The 12,922-nt window shown below is 64.4% G+C and carries 13 protein-coding genes and 1 riboswitch; of the genes, 9 read left to right on the top strand and 4 right to left on the bottom strand.

Features of this window, described 5'->3' with window-relative positions:
• Positions 1-23 precede the first annotated feature (23 nt).
• Positions 24-223: riboswitch (cobalamin riboswitch) on the bottom strand.
• Between the two features lie 80 nt (positions 224-303).
• The 6 genes from cbiE (at position 304) to NCR98_RS17230 (ending at position 4,793) form a co-directional block, all read left to right on the top strand.
• Complete coding sequence (gene cbiE, locus NCR98_RS17255; protein ID WP_250526771.1) at positions 304-1,506, top strand: precorrin-6y C5,15-methyltransferase (decarboxylating) subunit CbiE; 1,203 nt, start codon at positions 304-306, stop codon at positions 1,504-1,506.
• Positions 1,507-1,530: 24 nt separating this feature from the next.
• Positions 1,531-2,619: a cobalt-precorrin-5B (C(1))-methyltransferase gene (locus tag NCR98_RS17250; protein WP_250526916.1), complete on the top strand. Its 1,089-nt coding sequence runs from the start codon at positions 1,531-1,533 to the stop codon at positions 2,617-2,619.
• A complete protein-coding gene (locus NCR98_RS17245) occupies positions 2,616-3,347 on the top strand; it encodes a cobalt-precorrin-6A reductase (protein ID WP_250526770.1) in 732 nt (243 codons plus the stop codon). The genes NCR98_RS17250 and NCR98_RS17245 overlap by 4 nt, the downstream gene beginning before the upstream one ends.
• Entirely contained in the window at positions 3,344-4,069 is a 726-nt protein-coding gene (gene cobM, locus NCR98_RS17240) for a precorrin-4 C(11)-methyltransferase (RefSeq protein WP_244829505.1), read from the top strand. Before NCR98_RS17245 ends, cobM begins: the two co-directional genes overlap by 4 nt.
• Positions 4,070-4,075: 6 nt before the next feature.
• The gene (locus NCR98_RS17235) at positions 4,076-4,474 is read left to right on the top strand and encodes a DUF4186 domain-containing protein (RefSeq protein ID WP_250526769.1); all 399 of its coding nucleotides are present in this window, start codon (positions 4,076-4,078) and stop codon (positions 4,472-4,474) included.
• 91 nt (positions 4,475-4,565) lie between these two features.
• Positions 4,566-4,793, top strand: coding sequence for a hypothetical protein (locus tag NCR98_RS17230; RefSeq protein WP_244829508.1), 228 nt, complete (start codon positions 4,566-4,568; stop codon positions 4,791-4,793).
• Between the two features lie 4 nt (positions 4,794-4,797).
• Here the strand turns inward: NCR98_RS17230 and NCR98_RS17225 are convergent, their stop codons facing one another.
• Complete coding sequence (locus NCR98_RS17225) at positions 4,798-5,562, bottom strand: TerC family protein (RefSeq protein ID WP_250510112.1); 765 nt, start codon at positions 5,560-5,562, stop codon at positions 4,798-4,800.
• 310 nt (positions 5,563-5,872) lie between these two features.
• Between NCR98_RS17225 and NCR98_RS17220 the strand changes: the two genes are divergently transcribed.
• From NCR98_RS17220 to NCR98_RS17210, 3 genes are all read left to right on the top strand, one after another.
• Positions 5,873-7,006 carry an OpgC domain-containing protein gene (locus NCR98_RS17220; protein ID WP_250526768.1) on the top strand — a complete coding sequence of 378 codons (1,134 nt, stop codon included), beginning with the start codon at positions 5,873-5,875 and terminating at the stop codon, positions 7,004-7,006.
• A 133-nt stretch (positions 7,007-7,139) separates the two neighbouring features.
• On the top strand, positions 7,140-7,313 hold the full coding sequence (locus tag NCR98_RS17215; protein WP_087628737.1) for a DUF1328 domain-containing protein: 174 nt from the start codon (positions 7,140-7,142) through the stop codon (positions 7,311-7,313).
• A 123-nt stretch (positions 7,314-7,436) separates the two neighbouring features.
• Positions 7,437-9,302, top strand: coding sequence for a sigma-54-dependent Fis family transcriptional regulator (locus tag NCR98_RS17210; protein ID WP_250526767.1), 1,866 nt, complete (start codon positions 7,437-7,439; stop codon positions 9,300-9,302).
• A gap of 8 nt (positions 9,303-9,310) precedes the next feature.
• Here NCR98_RS17210 and NCR98_RS17205 read toward each other — a convergent pair whose 3' ends face one another.
• The 3 genes from NCR98_RS17205 to NCR98_RS17195 form a co-directional block, all read right to left on the bottom strand.
• Entirely contained in the window at positions 9,311-10,174 is an 864-nt protein-coding gene (locus tag NCR98_RS17205; RefSeq protein WP_250467200.1) for a fimbrial protein, read from the bottom strand.
• A gap of 249 nt (positions 10,175-10,423) precedes the next feature.
• Positions 10,424-11,383 (bottom strand): ethanolamine ammonia-lyase subunit EutC, encoded by a 960-nt coding sequence (gene eutC, locus NCR98_RS17200; protein ID WP_250510107.1) that lies wholly within the window; start codon positions 11,381-11,383, stop codon positions 10,424-10,426.
• Complete coding sequence (locus tag NCR98_RS17195; protein ID WP_244829517.1) at positions 11,383-12,771, bottom strand: ethanolamine ammonia-lyase subunit EutB; 1,389 nt, start codon at positions 12,769-12,771, stop codon at positions 11,383-11,385. Before NCR98_RS17195 ends, eutC begins: the two co-directional genes overlap by 1 nt.
• Positions 12,772-12,922 lie beyond the last annotated feature (151 nt).

Here is a 12,922-nt window from a genome sequence, read left to right as displayed (position 1 = left end):
TTGCGTTGAATAGCGTTGAATAGCAGTGAATGCTTACGTCGGCAGGTCTCTTGGCTGGCAGGTCGACATTCGCGCTAGCCTTCCCGGTAAAAACCAGTGGCAGTGGAGCGCGGACTCGCTGCGTACAATTGCGGGGGCAGCCACAGTTTTGCTGTGTTCCCTGTTAGGCCATGAGGCTCGATACCGATCGAACCCTTCAGGCACCGACGAACGCGCTATTATGCCCGCTTTTATCGACCATCAGACCGCTTCCCGCCTTGCGCGGGTGCTTCAAACGCGGGATTCGCCCGTAGGAGGCCGCACATGTCGAACTGGCTGACCGTCGTGGGTATCGGCGAGGACGGCTGGCATGGGCTTGGCCGCGAGGCGCGGCGCGCGCTCTTCCAAGCACGGTCGATCCACGGCGGCGAACGTCACCTCGCGTTTCTGCCGGCGCGTATCGCGGCGCGCCGCGTGCCATGGCCAAGCCCGTTTTCCGTCGATGCCGTGCTCGCCGAGCGCGGCGTCCAAACATGCGTGCTTGCGAGCGGCGACCCCATGTTCTTCGGCGTCGGCGTCACGCTTGCGCGCGAATTATCCGCGGAAGAAATGCGCGTCATGCCCGCGCCTTCGTCGCTGTCGCTGGCGGCGGCGCGCTTGGGCTGGCCGTTGCAGGACGCGCAATGCGTGTCGCTCGTCGGGCGGCCGGTGGCGTCCCTGCTCGCGCATGTGTTTCGCGGCGGACGTCTGCTCGTCCTGAGCGCCGATGGCGCGACGCCCGCCGCCGTCACGCAGCTTCTCACGCTGCATGGTTTCGGCGCGAGCCGCGTGACGGTGTTCGAGCATCTGGGCGGCACGAATGAACGCCGGTTCGACGAACGTGCGGACGACTGGCGCGAGCCGCGCGTGGCGGCGCTCAATCTCATGGCGATCGAATGCCGCACGCATGCGGGCCACGCGGGGCCATCGCTCACGCCGGGTCTTGCCGACGACGCGTATCGGCACGACGGCCAGCTTACCAAGCGCGATGTACGCGCCGTGACGCTCGCACGTCTCGCGCCGCAACCGGGCGAATTGCTGTGGGATGTCGGCGCGGGTTGCGGGTCCATCGGTATCGAGTGGATGCGCGCGCATCCCGCTTGCCGCGCGATTGCAATCGAAGCGAACGAGGGGCGGCAGCGTCTCATCGAACATAACCGCGATGCGCTCGGCGTGCCTGCGCTGCAACTCGTCAAGGGCGAGGCGCCCGGCGCGCTCGACGGTTTGAGCGCGCCGGATGCCGTGTTCATCGGCGGCGGCGTGACCGTGCCGGGTCTCCTCGATGCGTGCTGGTCGCGCGTGCGGCAGGGCGGTCGGCTGATCGTCAACGCCGTGACCTTGCAGAGCGAAGCGGCGCTCGTTGCATGGCGCGCGGAGCATGGCGGCGAGCTGACGCGGATCGGCATCGCACGGGCCGAGCCGCTCGGCAGTTTCGATACGTGGCGGCAAGCGCTGCCGATCACGCTTCTGCACGCGAAGAAGCCATGAGCTCGCCGGCGGATGACCATCCCGATGCGTGACGAGACGCCCGAACAGTCCGCGCCGCTCAGAAGCGGCTACACGACGGGAAGCTGCGCGACGGTGACGAGTCTCGCGGCCGCGCGCCTTTTGTTGCTCGGCGAGCCGAGCGAGCGCGCGGTGATCGTGCTGCCGAAGGGCCAGTCCGTGACCATGCCGCTCGCGTTCTGCCGTCTTGCCGGCGATGCAGCGGAAGCGGGCGTCATCAAGGATGCCGGCGACGATCCCGATGTCACGCATGGCGCGCTCGTCATAGCTCGCGTGCGGCTTGCGGCGCGGCATGGCGTGCGCTTTCACGCGGGACCGGGCGTTGGCACCGTGACGCGCGCGGGCCTTGCGTTGCCGATCGGCGAGCCGGCCATCAACCCCGTTCCCCGCAAAATGATGAGCGAGCATCTCGAAGCACTCGCCACGCGAGCGGGTTATGCGGGCGGTTTCGACGTGAGCATCGGCGTGGAGAATGGCGAGGCGCTTGCGCTCAAGACGATGAATCCGCGGCTCGGCATTATCGGCGGACTGTCGATACTCGGGACCACCGGCATCGTCCGGCCGTTTTCGTGTGCGGCTTATATCGCGTCGATCCATCAGGGGATCGATGTCGCGCGCGCCAATGGCGTGCAACATATCGCGGCGTGCACCGGCAATCAGAGCGAGGACGCCATGCGCGCGCGTTACGGCTTGCCGGATATGGCGCTCATCGAAATGGGCGATTTCGCGGGTGCGGTTTTGAAGCACTTGCGTCGCGCGCCGGTCGAAAAACTTAGTGTTTGCGGCGGCTTCGGCAAACTCAGCAAGCTCGCGGCGGGACATATGGATCTGCACAGCCGCACGTCGAGTATCGACTTGCCGCTTCTCGCCACCTGGGCCGCCGATGCTGGCGCGAGCATCGCGTTGCAGCACGCGATTCGCATGGCCAACACGAGTCAGGAGGCGCTTAAGCTGGCGCGCGGCGAAGGCATCGCGCTCGGCGATATCGTCTGCGCGCGGGCCCGCGAAGTGGCGCTCGACGTCGTGCCGCAAGGCATCGTCGTGGAGACTTTCGCCATCGACAGGCAAGGGCAGATCGTCGGGAGCGCGCAATGAAGCGCGTGCTATTGCTCGGCGGCACCGGCGACGCGCTCGTCATTGCGCGCAAGCTCGGCACGTCGCATGTCTACAGTCTCGCGGGGCTCGGGCGTGTGCCGACGGATCTCGCATGTGAGGTTCGCGTCGGCGGTTTTGGCGGCGTGGCGGGTCTGGCAACGTATCTGCGTGAAGAAGGCATCGCGCTCGTGCTCGATGCCACGCATCCCTACGCCGCGCAGATGAGCCGTCATGCACGCGAAGCATGTACGCTCGTTGGCGTGCCCTTGTGGGCCGTGCGTCGTCCGGCATGGCAGCCGCGAGCAGGCGACATCTGGCGCGAGGCGCGCGATTGGCCAGGCGTCGTCGATGCAATCGCGGCCTATGAAAAGCCGTTATTCACGCTCGGACGCGAGCCGCTTGCGCATCTTGACGAGATACCCGCGTCGCAATTCTGGACTGTCCGTTGTCTCGACCCGCACGAAGGCAACGCGCGTGCGCGGATCGTCGATGCGCGCGGGCCGTTCAGTATCGAAGGCGAGCGCGCGTTGTTCGATGCGGCGCGTATCGATGTCGTCGTCAGCAAAAACAGCGGCGGCCGCGCGACCGAAGCGAAGCTCGCGGTGGCGCGCGAACGCGGCTTGCCCGTCGTGATGCTTGCGCGGCCCGCGCTTCCCGAAGCCGATCGCGCGTTCGACGATCCGGCAAGCGCGCTCGATGCACTCACAACCGAACTTCCTCTTCCATGACCGTCTATTTCATCGGCGCCGGACCGGGCGACCCGGAACTCATCACCGTGAAGGGCCAGCGGCTCATCCGCTCGTGTCCGGTGATTCTTTATGCGGGCTCGCTCGTGCCCGACGAAGTGTTGAGCGGGCATCGGGCGACGCGTGTCGTGAACACAGCGGAACTCGATCTCGATGCGATCGTCGCGTTGCTCGAAAACGCGCACGCGCGGGGAGAAGACGTGGCGCGCGTGCATTCCGGCGACCCTTCGCTTTACGGCGCGACAGGCGAGCAGATGCGCCGTCTCGATACACTCGCGATTCCTTATGAGATCGTGCCGGGCGTGACGGCGACGGCGGCATCGGCGGCGGCGCTCAAACGCGAACTCACCTTGCCGGGCATCTCGCAGACCGTGATTCTCACGCGCTATGCCGCGAAAACGTCGATGCCCGAAGGCGAATCGCTCGCGGAGCTGGCGCGTCATCGTGCGACGCTCGCCATTCATCTTGGCGTGCGGCATATCGAGCGTATCGTCGACGATCTGCTGCCGCATTACGGCGCGGATTGTCCTGTCGCCGTGGTGTTTCGCGCGAGTTGGCCGGATGAAACGCGCGTGGAAGGCACGCTTGCGGATATCGCGGTGAAGGTGCGGGCGGTGGGTCTGCAACGCACGGCGCTGATTCTCGTGGGCCGTGTGCTCGACGCCCAAGGTTTCGCCGATTCCACGCTCTACGGCAAGGAATGAAGGTCGATGCGCGATCTCGACGCTGTCTTCGCCGCGCTCGCTAAATCCGCGTTTCGCAGGCGTTTTGCGTTGGGTGTGCGGGAAGGGCGCTATCTGCGCGAACGCGGGGTGGAAGCGGTCGTCGCGCAGGCGCACGAGCTGATCGCGAAGCGCCTTGCGCCGCAAGCGCCGCTCAACGATGGCAAGCAGACGCCGTTTCGCGGGCATCCGGTGTTCATCGCGCAGCACGCGACGGCGACGTGCTGCCGCGGTTGTCTGGCGAAATGGCACGGCATCGCGGCGGGCAAGGTACTCGATGAAGCCGAACGTCGGCATGTCGTCGACGCGATCGATCGCTGGCTGCGCGCGCAGCCGTTGCCGGAGATCGCGGCTGTTGAAAAGCGGCAGGGCGAGTTGCCGTTTTGAGGTGCGGCTTATAACGCCCCCGCCGTGCAAGCGCGACGCCACCAGACCTGCTGAGCCTCAAGTCTTCATCGCCAATGCCGATAAGCACGGCATGGACAATTTCGACTTCGGCCCGGCGAAGGGGCCGCTCATCGCATCGATCGTGGCGCCCGCGAAAGCTTTGCTGAGCGCGCACAACGTCATCCGCAAGGCGCGCGGCGAACCGCCATTCACCGACGACGTGAAGGCATTCGCCGCATGGGTCGACCGAGGCGAACCCGAGGAGCCCGCGATGGCGCCGGTTCTATGCCGCCTGATCCGCGACGGCTACACGAGCTGATGCATCAGTTCTCGCCGCGTCGGTTCCGAGCCGGATCGGACTTCCGCTTCGCCCGCCGCGCCAGCATGTTGAGCGCTTCGACGAGCGCGGAGAACGCCATCGCCGCATAGATATAGCCTTTCGGCACGTGCGAGCCGAATCCTTCCGCGATCAGCGTCATCCCGATCACGAGCAAGAAGCCGAGCGCCAGCATCACGATAGTCGGATTGCGTTCGATGAACCGCGACAGCGGCCCCGCCGCGAACAGCATGACCGCGACCGCCGCGATCACGGCAACGAACATGATCGGAATGTGTTCCGTCATGCCGACCGCCGTCACGATACTGTCGATGGAAAACACCAGATCGAGCAGCAGAATCTGGCCGATCGCCGACAACGGTGTGAGGCGCGCGCCCGCATTCGCGCCAGCGTGATCGTCGGCGTCGTGCGTGACGTGATGGCGGATTTCCGTGGTCGCCTTCCACACGAGAAAGACGCCGCCCGCGATCAGGATCAGATCGCGCCACGAGAAGCCGTGCCCGAACGCCTCGAAGATCGGCGCGGTGAGGCGCACGATCAGCGCGACCGTGCCGAGCAAACCGAGCCGCATTACGAGCGCGAGCCCGATGCCGATGCGTTGCGTGCGCTCCCGATGCGCCTCGGGCAGCTTGTTGGTCAGGATCGAGATGAAGATCAGGTTGTCGATGCCAAGCACCACTTCCATGACGACGAGCGTCGCGAGAGCGGCCCAGGCGGCGGGATCGGTCAGCAGTGTGGCGAGGTAGTCCATGCGCGTCGGAAGCCTTTGAGTTGTGCGAAAGCCGCATCGAGTGGATTGAGCGCGTGATATTAACGCAGACTTGGATTAATGAAAGGAACTTGAAAACTTTTCGAGACACCAAGCGGAGGAGACACAGAGATGCGTTGCGAAGTGTCAGCGTTTGCGCTCAAAACACAACAAGCGCCGGATTTGAAACGGTTTTTTCCTTATGCGAAGATGCTCACCGCAGACGATTAAGGGTAAACTCTCGGTCTCGTTTGCCGCCGATTGCGGCGCCTGCCCACCCTCCTGCGCGCCGCAGGAAAACTCCTTGAGCAGCATGTCAGGAAAATCTCAACGCCTCGTCGAGCTGGACTTCTTTCGCGGACTCGTGCTGCTCGTCATCGTCGTCGATCACATCGGCGGCAGCATGTTGTCGCGCTTCACGCTGCACGCCTTTGCGCTCAACGACGCCGCCGAAGTCTTCGTGTTCCTCGGCGGCTTCGCCACGGCGACGGCCTATACCGCGATGGCCAGCCGGCGCTCGGAAAGCGCCGCACGCGTGCGATTTCTCAAGCGCTCGGTCGAAATCTACCGCGCGTTTCTCGTCACTGCCGCGCTGATGCTCGTCGCGACCTTCCTGCTGCGGCCGTTTTTCGGCAGCGCGCCGAATCTGGCGCTGCATGACCTCGACAGTCTCACGGCCGCGCCGGTGTCGTCGCTGACGCAGATTCTCACCTTCGAGCGCCAGCCGTATCTTGCCGCCGTCCTGCCGATGTACGCGCTCTTCGCGCTGTCCGTGCCGCTTACGCTGCCGCTCGCGCGCAGCAAGCCGTGGTTGCTGCTCGGTCTGAGCCTCGGCCTGTGGGCGTTTGCGCCGCAAATCGGTGAATACTTGCCATCCGCCAACGACACGCTTTGGGACTTCAATCCCGCCGCCTGGCAACTGATGTTCGTGCTCGGCGTGCTGGCGCGCTGCACGCCGGTTTATCAGCGCGTGAGTTCGCATCGCATGGGATGGGTCGTCAGTCTGGGCGCGCTCGCGCTGATCATCGGCATGGCGTACTACAAGCTGCTCGTACTGCCGCCCGTCTTGGATAGCGCGTTCAAGCGTGACCTCGCCGGCGCGCGCGTCGTCAATTTTCTCGCCATTGCGTGGATCGCCACGAATTTTGCGCGCTACGGTCTGATCAAGGAAATCGCATCGCGCCTGCCGTGGGTCGGGGCAGTGGGGCGCGACGGCATGGTGTGCTTTGTCGTCGGCACGGTGATATCGCTCGTCGTCGATTCCATCCTCTTCACGCTGACCGATGGCCTCATCAACGTGCCCGCCGGTCTGGCCGCGGATGCGATTGCCGTAACCACGCTGCTTGCCGTGCCTCAAGTGCATCAAGCGGTCTTGCGATGGCTGGGCGGGCGGCCAAGGACGATTCCGGCTGTGGTTCCTGCTGCCGAGAAAGGCGGGGCGCAGTAAGAAAGGGCGGCGAACAGGCCGCCTTTTTAACGCGCATACGAGCAACTAACGGTCGAGTTCAACGGCAGCTTGAAAGGGATTGGGCACAACCCTTGCAGACAAGGCGAAACCTTAACGATAAACCATCGACGTCATGTTAAAACTTGCCATTCTTTTCGCGGTCATCTCGGTCATCGCCGGCTTCTTCGGTTTCGGACGCGTGTCGTCCGGTGCGGCCGGCATCGCGAAGATTTGCTTCTTCATCTTCCTGATTCTGTTCGTCATCTTCCTGATCGTCGCCATTTCGGCGGGCTCGCTCGTCTTGTAACGACTGCGCGCTTCCTCGCATCGACCCGGTCGCCGGGTCGGTGTTACTCTGCGTCAAGAGACATTCACGCGACGGCATGGGCGCCCGACGACCCCGCCGCGCTGAATTCGAAAGGAGGAGGCGATGCAGCATGCCATCGGCGCGGCGCTTCGGCCCGCGCATCATGACGTAATCCATCAATCGCATGAGCGCTCGGCCACTTTTGGTCTTTCCGCGACCATGCGTCCCGAATACGAAGTCTTGTCCGGCGCGCAACTCGCCTTGAAGCGCGACGAGAGCCGCGCGCTCTTCGCTCACGCGTTGCCGGTGATGGAAACGCTCTACGCGCAGATCGCCAACACGCACAGCATGATCGCGCTCACGGATTCGAGCGGGCTGATTCTGCATTCCCTGGGGGACGACGACTTCCTCGCCCGCGCGCAAAAGGTCGCGCTGCAGGCGGGCGCGGTGTGGAGCGAGGCGCATCAGGGCACGAATGCCATCGGCACGACCATCGCCGAACGGCAGGCCGTCACCGTCCACGGCGATCAGCACTATCTGCGCGCCAACCATTTTCTGACGTGTTCGTCGGTGCCGATTCTCGATCCGCGCGGCGGCTTGAGCGGCGTACTCGATGTCACTGGCGACCGCCGCGGCTATCACCAGCACACGATGGCGCTCGTCAAAATGTCCGGCCAGATGATCGAGAATCGCCTGATCGCAAGCGCGTTCGGCGACGGTCTGCGAATTCATTTTCATAGCCGCCCGGAATTCATCGGCACGTTGATGGAAGGCATCGCCGTATTCGATCTCGATGGCCGGCTTCTGAGCGCCAATCGCAGCGCGCAGTTTCAACTCGGACTGGAGCTTGGGCATCTGCGCGTGCAGACGCTGGCATCGCTATTCGGTGCGACTCCCGACGAACTGATCGAGCGGGCCGGCAAGCCGCCGCGCCGCCTTCTGCTGCATAGCGGCGTCGGCGTGTTCGCGGGCGTCGAATATCGCGAGCGCACGGTCGCGCCGGTCGCGGTGCCAGTCAGAACGAATGCGCCCGTTGAAAGCAAGACGCCGTCGCGTCTCGCTGATCTCTGTACGGGCGATGCGCGCGTGTACGAACTCATCCAGCAAGTCAGGAAAGTGGTCGGCAAGGAGATTCCTATCCTGATCGGCGGCGAGACCGGCGCGGGCAAGGAGATGCTGGCGCGCGCCATTCATCGCGATTCGCCACGGCGCGATGGACCGTTCGTCGCGGTGAACTGTGCGTCGTTGCCTGAGACGCTGATCGAATCCGAGCTATTTGGCTATGCGCAGGGCGCGTTCACCGGCGCGGCCAAGCGCGGTGCGTCGGGCAAGATCGTGCAGGCGAACGGCGGCGCGCTCTTTCTCGATGAAATCGGCGACATGCCGCTCGCGCTTCAAAGCCGGCTCTTGCGCGTGCTGCAAGAGCGCGTGGTCGAGCCGCTCGGCGCGGCGCGCGCCGTGCCGGTCGACTTCACGCTGGTCTGCGCGAGCAACCGCAAGTTGCGCGAGCAGGTTGCGAAGGGCGAGTTTCGCGAGGACCTGTTTTATCGCGTGAACGGCCTGGCTGTAACCTTGCCGCCGCTGCGCGAGCGCACCGATTTGCGAGCGGCCGTCGAGCGCATCTTGCGCCACGAGTGTCTTGCGGACCGCGTGTTGAGCGTCGACGAAGATGTGCTCGCGCTGTTTGCGCGGCATCGCTGGCCGGGTAATTTCCGGCAGTTGAGCAATGTGCTGCGCACGGCATCGGCGATGCTCGATGATGACGAAACGCGCATCGGCGTGACGCATCTGCCGCGCGATTTCATCGATGATTTCGAGGCTCCCGTTCGCGACGAACCGAGCGCTGCTCCCGCTGGCGATGCGCGGCTCGCGGATATTGCCGCGAGCGTGGTTGCGGCGGCGCTGGAGTCGCATGGCGGCAATGTGTCGGCGACGGCGCGGGCGCTGGGTGTGTCGCGAACGACGGTTTATCGGAAGTTGCGGCGATAGCGCTTCCTTCACTGATACGACATGGTGAAGAGTGCCTTGCCGCTGACTCGGCCCATTTGCAAAGTCGCCGAGGTGCGCACGTACTGTGCGATAAGCGGAACGGTCATCGCGCCGCCGCTGGCTGTTCCAACGCTCCACTGGTTCGACGTTCCCGCGAGCGGCGATGCCGGTCCATAGGAGACCGGGCTGGAACCGAGCAGCACGCGAAGCCCTACACCTGACGCAGCCGAATCGCCACCGATCGTCAGAATATTCGATTGATTGGCAGGGTTGAGCGCGTCGGTGAGTGTCACGTTCACCTTGGCCCCCGCGGCACAATTCAGACCGAGGGAAAAAGCGGTGTTGCCCGCTGTCGCGCCGACGCTCGGCAAGTCCGACGGCGCGACTTTCTGCATCGTCACGGTGACCGCAGGCGTGGTAACGCTGCAGGCCTGACCGGTCACCATAGTGCCGGTGACGAGCGTCTCCGTGACGGTCAACGTATTAATGCAAGGGCCAGTGAAACTGATGGTCATGGAAGGCAGAATGGTGATCGTTCCGCCACTGATCGGTCCGGTCACGACCAAATCGGCGCGCACGTAGTGGGCCGTGCTGCCGCTCGTGACCGTAAAGGAACTGGTGGTCGGTGCCTGCTCCCAGCTCCCGTTCCAGCCGCTCGTGATATAGAACCGCACGCCTATGCCGTCGACGTTCGTCTGATAGGTTTTCGGATTGCCTGCGACCACGTTGCCGTTGACGGTGGTGATTTGCTGGATCGTGCACGTGACATTGGATGCCGACGCGCCGGGATTCTGCGACGTGCTGTTGAGTATCGTGCCCACAGCCGCGTCACGCCCGATCGAGAGCGAACCGGGAAATGACATCGGTGTCATGGAGCCATTTGGAAACGTGATTGTGTCGCCAAAAGCGCAAGTACCCGTGAGCAGCAGCCCAAGCGCGAGAAGTCGCGTGATCGCGGGGTATGGAGAACGGCCAAGCCGGTGCGCGGACGATATCCGCCGAGAACCGGTCCGAAGGTTTTTCATGCGAAGCATGACTTGAGCATAGTGGCCCGCCACGCGAATTGCGAACACTCGCGAGGCAATGCAAGTGCGCGCGAAACGAAGGTGGCGATCGTGCCGTTACGCGTGATGATCCAGCGAACTTGCATCGCCCGCGGCAGACGGCAGCGCGCCGCTATGATCCTTGAGGCCCACGCCGGTCAGCTTCAGGCGGCGCGCTTCGTTCAGCAGCCAGTGCAGCTTGAACGCGGCCGCATCGTAGTTCAATCCCTCGGGCCGCACGTTCGAGATGCAGTTGCGCTCGGCGTCGTGACGGCCTGGCCTCGGCGCAAAAGTCACGTAGAGCCCGAGGCTGTCGGGCGAACTGAGGCCCGGCCGCTCGCCAATCATCACCACGACGATGCGCGCTCCCAGCAACTCGCCGATCGGGTCGCCGAGCGCGACACGCGCCTGTGTCGCGATGACGACAGGCGCGACTTTCCAGCCATCGAGCTTCGGACTCAGGCGGGCGAGAAAGGCGGCGGCGTGTCGCTGCGCGGCGAAAGCCGAGAGGCCATCGGCGGCGACGAAAACAATGTCGGGCGCCGCTTCTGTTCGTGCGGCATGTTCGGCAAGGCGGGCGCGGCTGGCATCGTCGAGAGCGCGGCCCAGGTCGGGACGCCGCAAATAATGATCGCGATCCGGCGCGGCGCTCGCCGCTTCGAGCGTGTCGAAGCCGGCTGCATGGAGTTCCGCGGCGAGCGCGGCGGTATCGAGCGGCTGATGCACGGCGTCGCGCGCCTGCGCATGCGCCAGGCCAAAGGCGAGCAGCGGCGCGGTTGGCAAACTGTCGCCGGTGCGTCCCAGAGCAATGCGCGCGTTGGTGAAGCGCTTGAGCGCATCCCAGGGATTGGTTTCGATGCCGTTGGTGGAGCTCGAACCACTGGCAGATGCACTCGCGCGAACGCTGTCGCCGTCGTGCTTCGGCGCGCCAGTGTGCAAGCCCGCCATGTCGCGTCTTTGCACCGACGCGTCCGCGCGCTCATCGACGCGGTCCTCGCGCGCCGATGCATCCACGCTCCGCTTATCGATCTCATCCATCACGCATCGATCCAGTCGAGCAACGGCTGTCCCTGCGCGCTGCCGGATGCCGACAGCAAGCCGCCACGTCCATCCGTCACGCGCATTTTTTGCAGCCACGCTTCGAATTCCGGCGCGCGCTTCAAGTTCAGCACGCGGCGAATATAAAGCGCGTCATGGAACGACGTGCTCTGATAGTTCAGCATGACATCGTCCGCGCCCGGCACGCCCATGATGAAGTTCACGTTGGCCACGCCCAGCAGCGTCAGAAGCGTGTCCATGTCGTCCTGATCGGCTTCGGCGTGGTTCGTGTAGCAGATGTCGCAACCCATCGGCACGCCGAGCAGCTTGCCGCAAAAGTGATCTTCGAGGCCGGCGCGGATGATCTGCCGGCCATCGTATAAATATTCCGGACCGATGAAACCGACCACCGTGTTCGTCAGAAGCGGCTTGAAACGGCGCGCGACCGCATAGGCGCGCGCCTCGCAGGTCTGCTGATCGACGCCATGATGCGCATTGGCCGACAACGCGCTGCCCTGGCCCGTCTCGAAGTACATCACGTTGTCGCCGACCGTACCGCGACCGAGCGACAGCGCGGCATCGTGCGCTTCCTCCAACAGCTTGAGCGATACACCGAAACTCGCGTTGGCGCGCTCGGTGCCCGCGACCGACTGGAACACGAGATCCACCGGCGCGCCTTGCTCGATCGCCGCGAGCGTGTTGGTGACGTGAGTCAGCACGCACGATTGCATCGGCACGTCGTAGCGCTGGCGGAAATCGTCCATCATCGTGAGCAGCGCCGTGATGGCGGCAGGCGAATCCGACGCCGGATTGATGCCGATCACCGCGTCGCCGCAGCCGTAGAAAAGGCCGTCGAGCATGGACGCGGCAATGCCTTTCGGATCGTCGGTTGGATGGTTCGGCTGCAGCCGCACCGAAAGATGCCCCGGCAAGCCGATGGTCGTGCGAAACCGCGTGATCACCGGACGCTTGCGCGCGGCGAGGATCAGATCCTGATTGCGCATGAGCTTGGAAACGGCTGCGACCATTTCCGGCGTGAGACCCGCGGTCACGCCTTCGAGCGCGGCGGTGTCCGTGGTGTCGGCAAGCAGCCATTCGCGGAACTCGCCGACGGTGAGATGCGCGATGGGCGCGAAGGCATGCGCGTCATGGGTATCGACGATCAGGCGCGTGACTTCATCGTGCTCGTAGGGAATGAGCGGTTCGTCGAGAAACGCGCGCAGCGGCACCTGTGCAAGCGCGAGTTTTGCGGCGATGCGCTCTTCTTCCGTCGCCGCCGCGAGGCCCGCGAGTTCGTCGCCCGAACGACGCGGACTCGCGCGCGCGAGCAGCGTTTTCAGATCGTCGAAACGGTAGCGCCGTGCGCCGATCGTCTCCTGATATGTCATCGCGTTTCCTTCGTTCAAGGGAAAGCCGCCACGTCGTCCGTACGTGCTGCCACTCACTTTAACCGCTTCGCGCAGCGCCCGCGCCTCGTCAAAAAAGCCCGCCGCGCCGAAATCCGCGCCCGTGCGATAATTTCGCGCTTGTCCCGTCTCT

This window comes from Caballeronia sp. GAWG2-1 (genome assembly GCF_023631405.1).
Classification (GTDB): domain Bacteria; phylum Pseudomonadota; class Gammaproteobacteria; order Burkholderiales; family Burkholderiaceae; genus Caballeronia.
Note: the sequence above shows the minus strand (reverse complement) of the source record. Positions and strands in the feature narration are given on the sequence as shown.

Bases quoted from the DNA above. Each gene is read 5' to 3' on its own strand.
- cbiE (WP_250526771.1), top strand. From the start codon at position 304: ATGTCGAACTGGCTGACCGTCGTGGGTATCGGCGAGGACGGCTGGCAT.
- NCR98_RS17250 (WP_250526916.1), top strand. From the start codon at position 1,531: ATGCGTGACGAGACGCCCGAACAGTCCGCGCCGCTCAGAAGCGGCTAC.
- NCR98_RS17245 (WP_250526770.1), top strand. From the start codon at position 2,616: ATGAAGCGCGTGCTATTGCTCGGCGGCACCGGCGACGCGCTCGTCATT.
- cobM (WP_244829505.1), top strand. From the start codon at position 3,344: ATGACCGTCTATTTCATCGGCGCCGGACCGGGCGACCCGGAACTCATC.
- NCR98_RS17235 (WP_250526769.1), top strand. From the start codon at position 4,076: ATGCGCGATCTCGACGCTGTCTTCGCCGCGCTCGCTAAATCCGCGTTT.
- NCR98_RS17230 (WP_244829508.1), top strand. From the start codon at position 4,566: ATGGACAATTTCGACTTCGGCCCGGCGAAGGGGCCGCTCATCGCATCG.
- NCR98_RS17225 (WP_250510112.1), bottom strand. From the start codon at position 5,562: ATGGACTACCTCGCCACACTGCTGACCGATCCCGCCGCCTGGGCCGCT.
- NCR98_RS17220 (WP_250526768.1), top strand. From the start codon at position 5,873: ATGTCAGGAAAATCTCAACGCCTCGTCGAGCTGGACTTCTTTCGCGGA.
- NCR98_RS17215 (WP_087628737.1), top strand. From the start codon at position 7,140: ATGTTAAAACTTGCCATTCTTTTCGCGGTCATCTCGGTCATCGCCGGC.
- NCR98_RS17210 (WP_250526767.1), top strand. From the start codon at position 7,437: ATGCAGCATGCCATCGGCGCGGCGCTTCGGCCCGCGCATCATGACGTA.
- NCR98_RS17205 (WP_250467200.1), bottom strand. From the start codon at position 10,174: ATGACACCGATGTCATTTCCCGGTTCGCTCTCGATCGGGCGTGACGCG.
- eutC (WP_250510107.1), bottom strand. From the start codon at position 11,383: ATGGATGAGATCGATAAGCGGAGCGTGGATGCATCGGCGCGCGAGGAC.
- NCR98_RS17195 (WP_244829517.1), bottom strand. From the start codon at position 12,771: ATGACATATCAGGAGACGATCGGCGCACGGCGCTACCGTTTCGACGAT.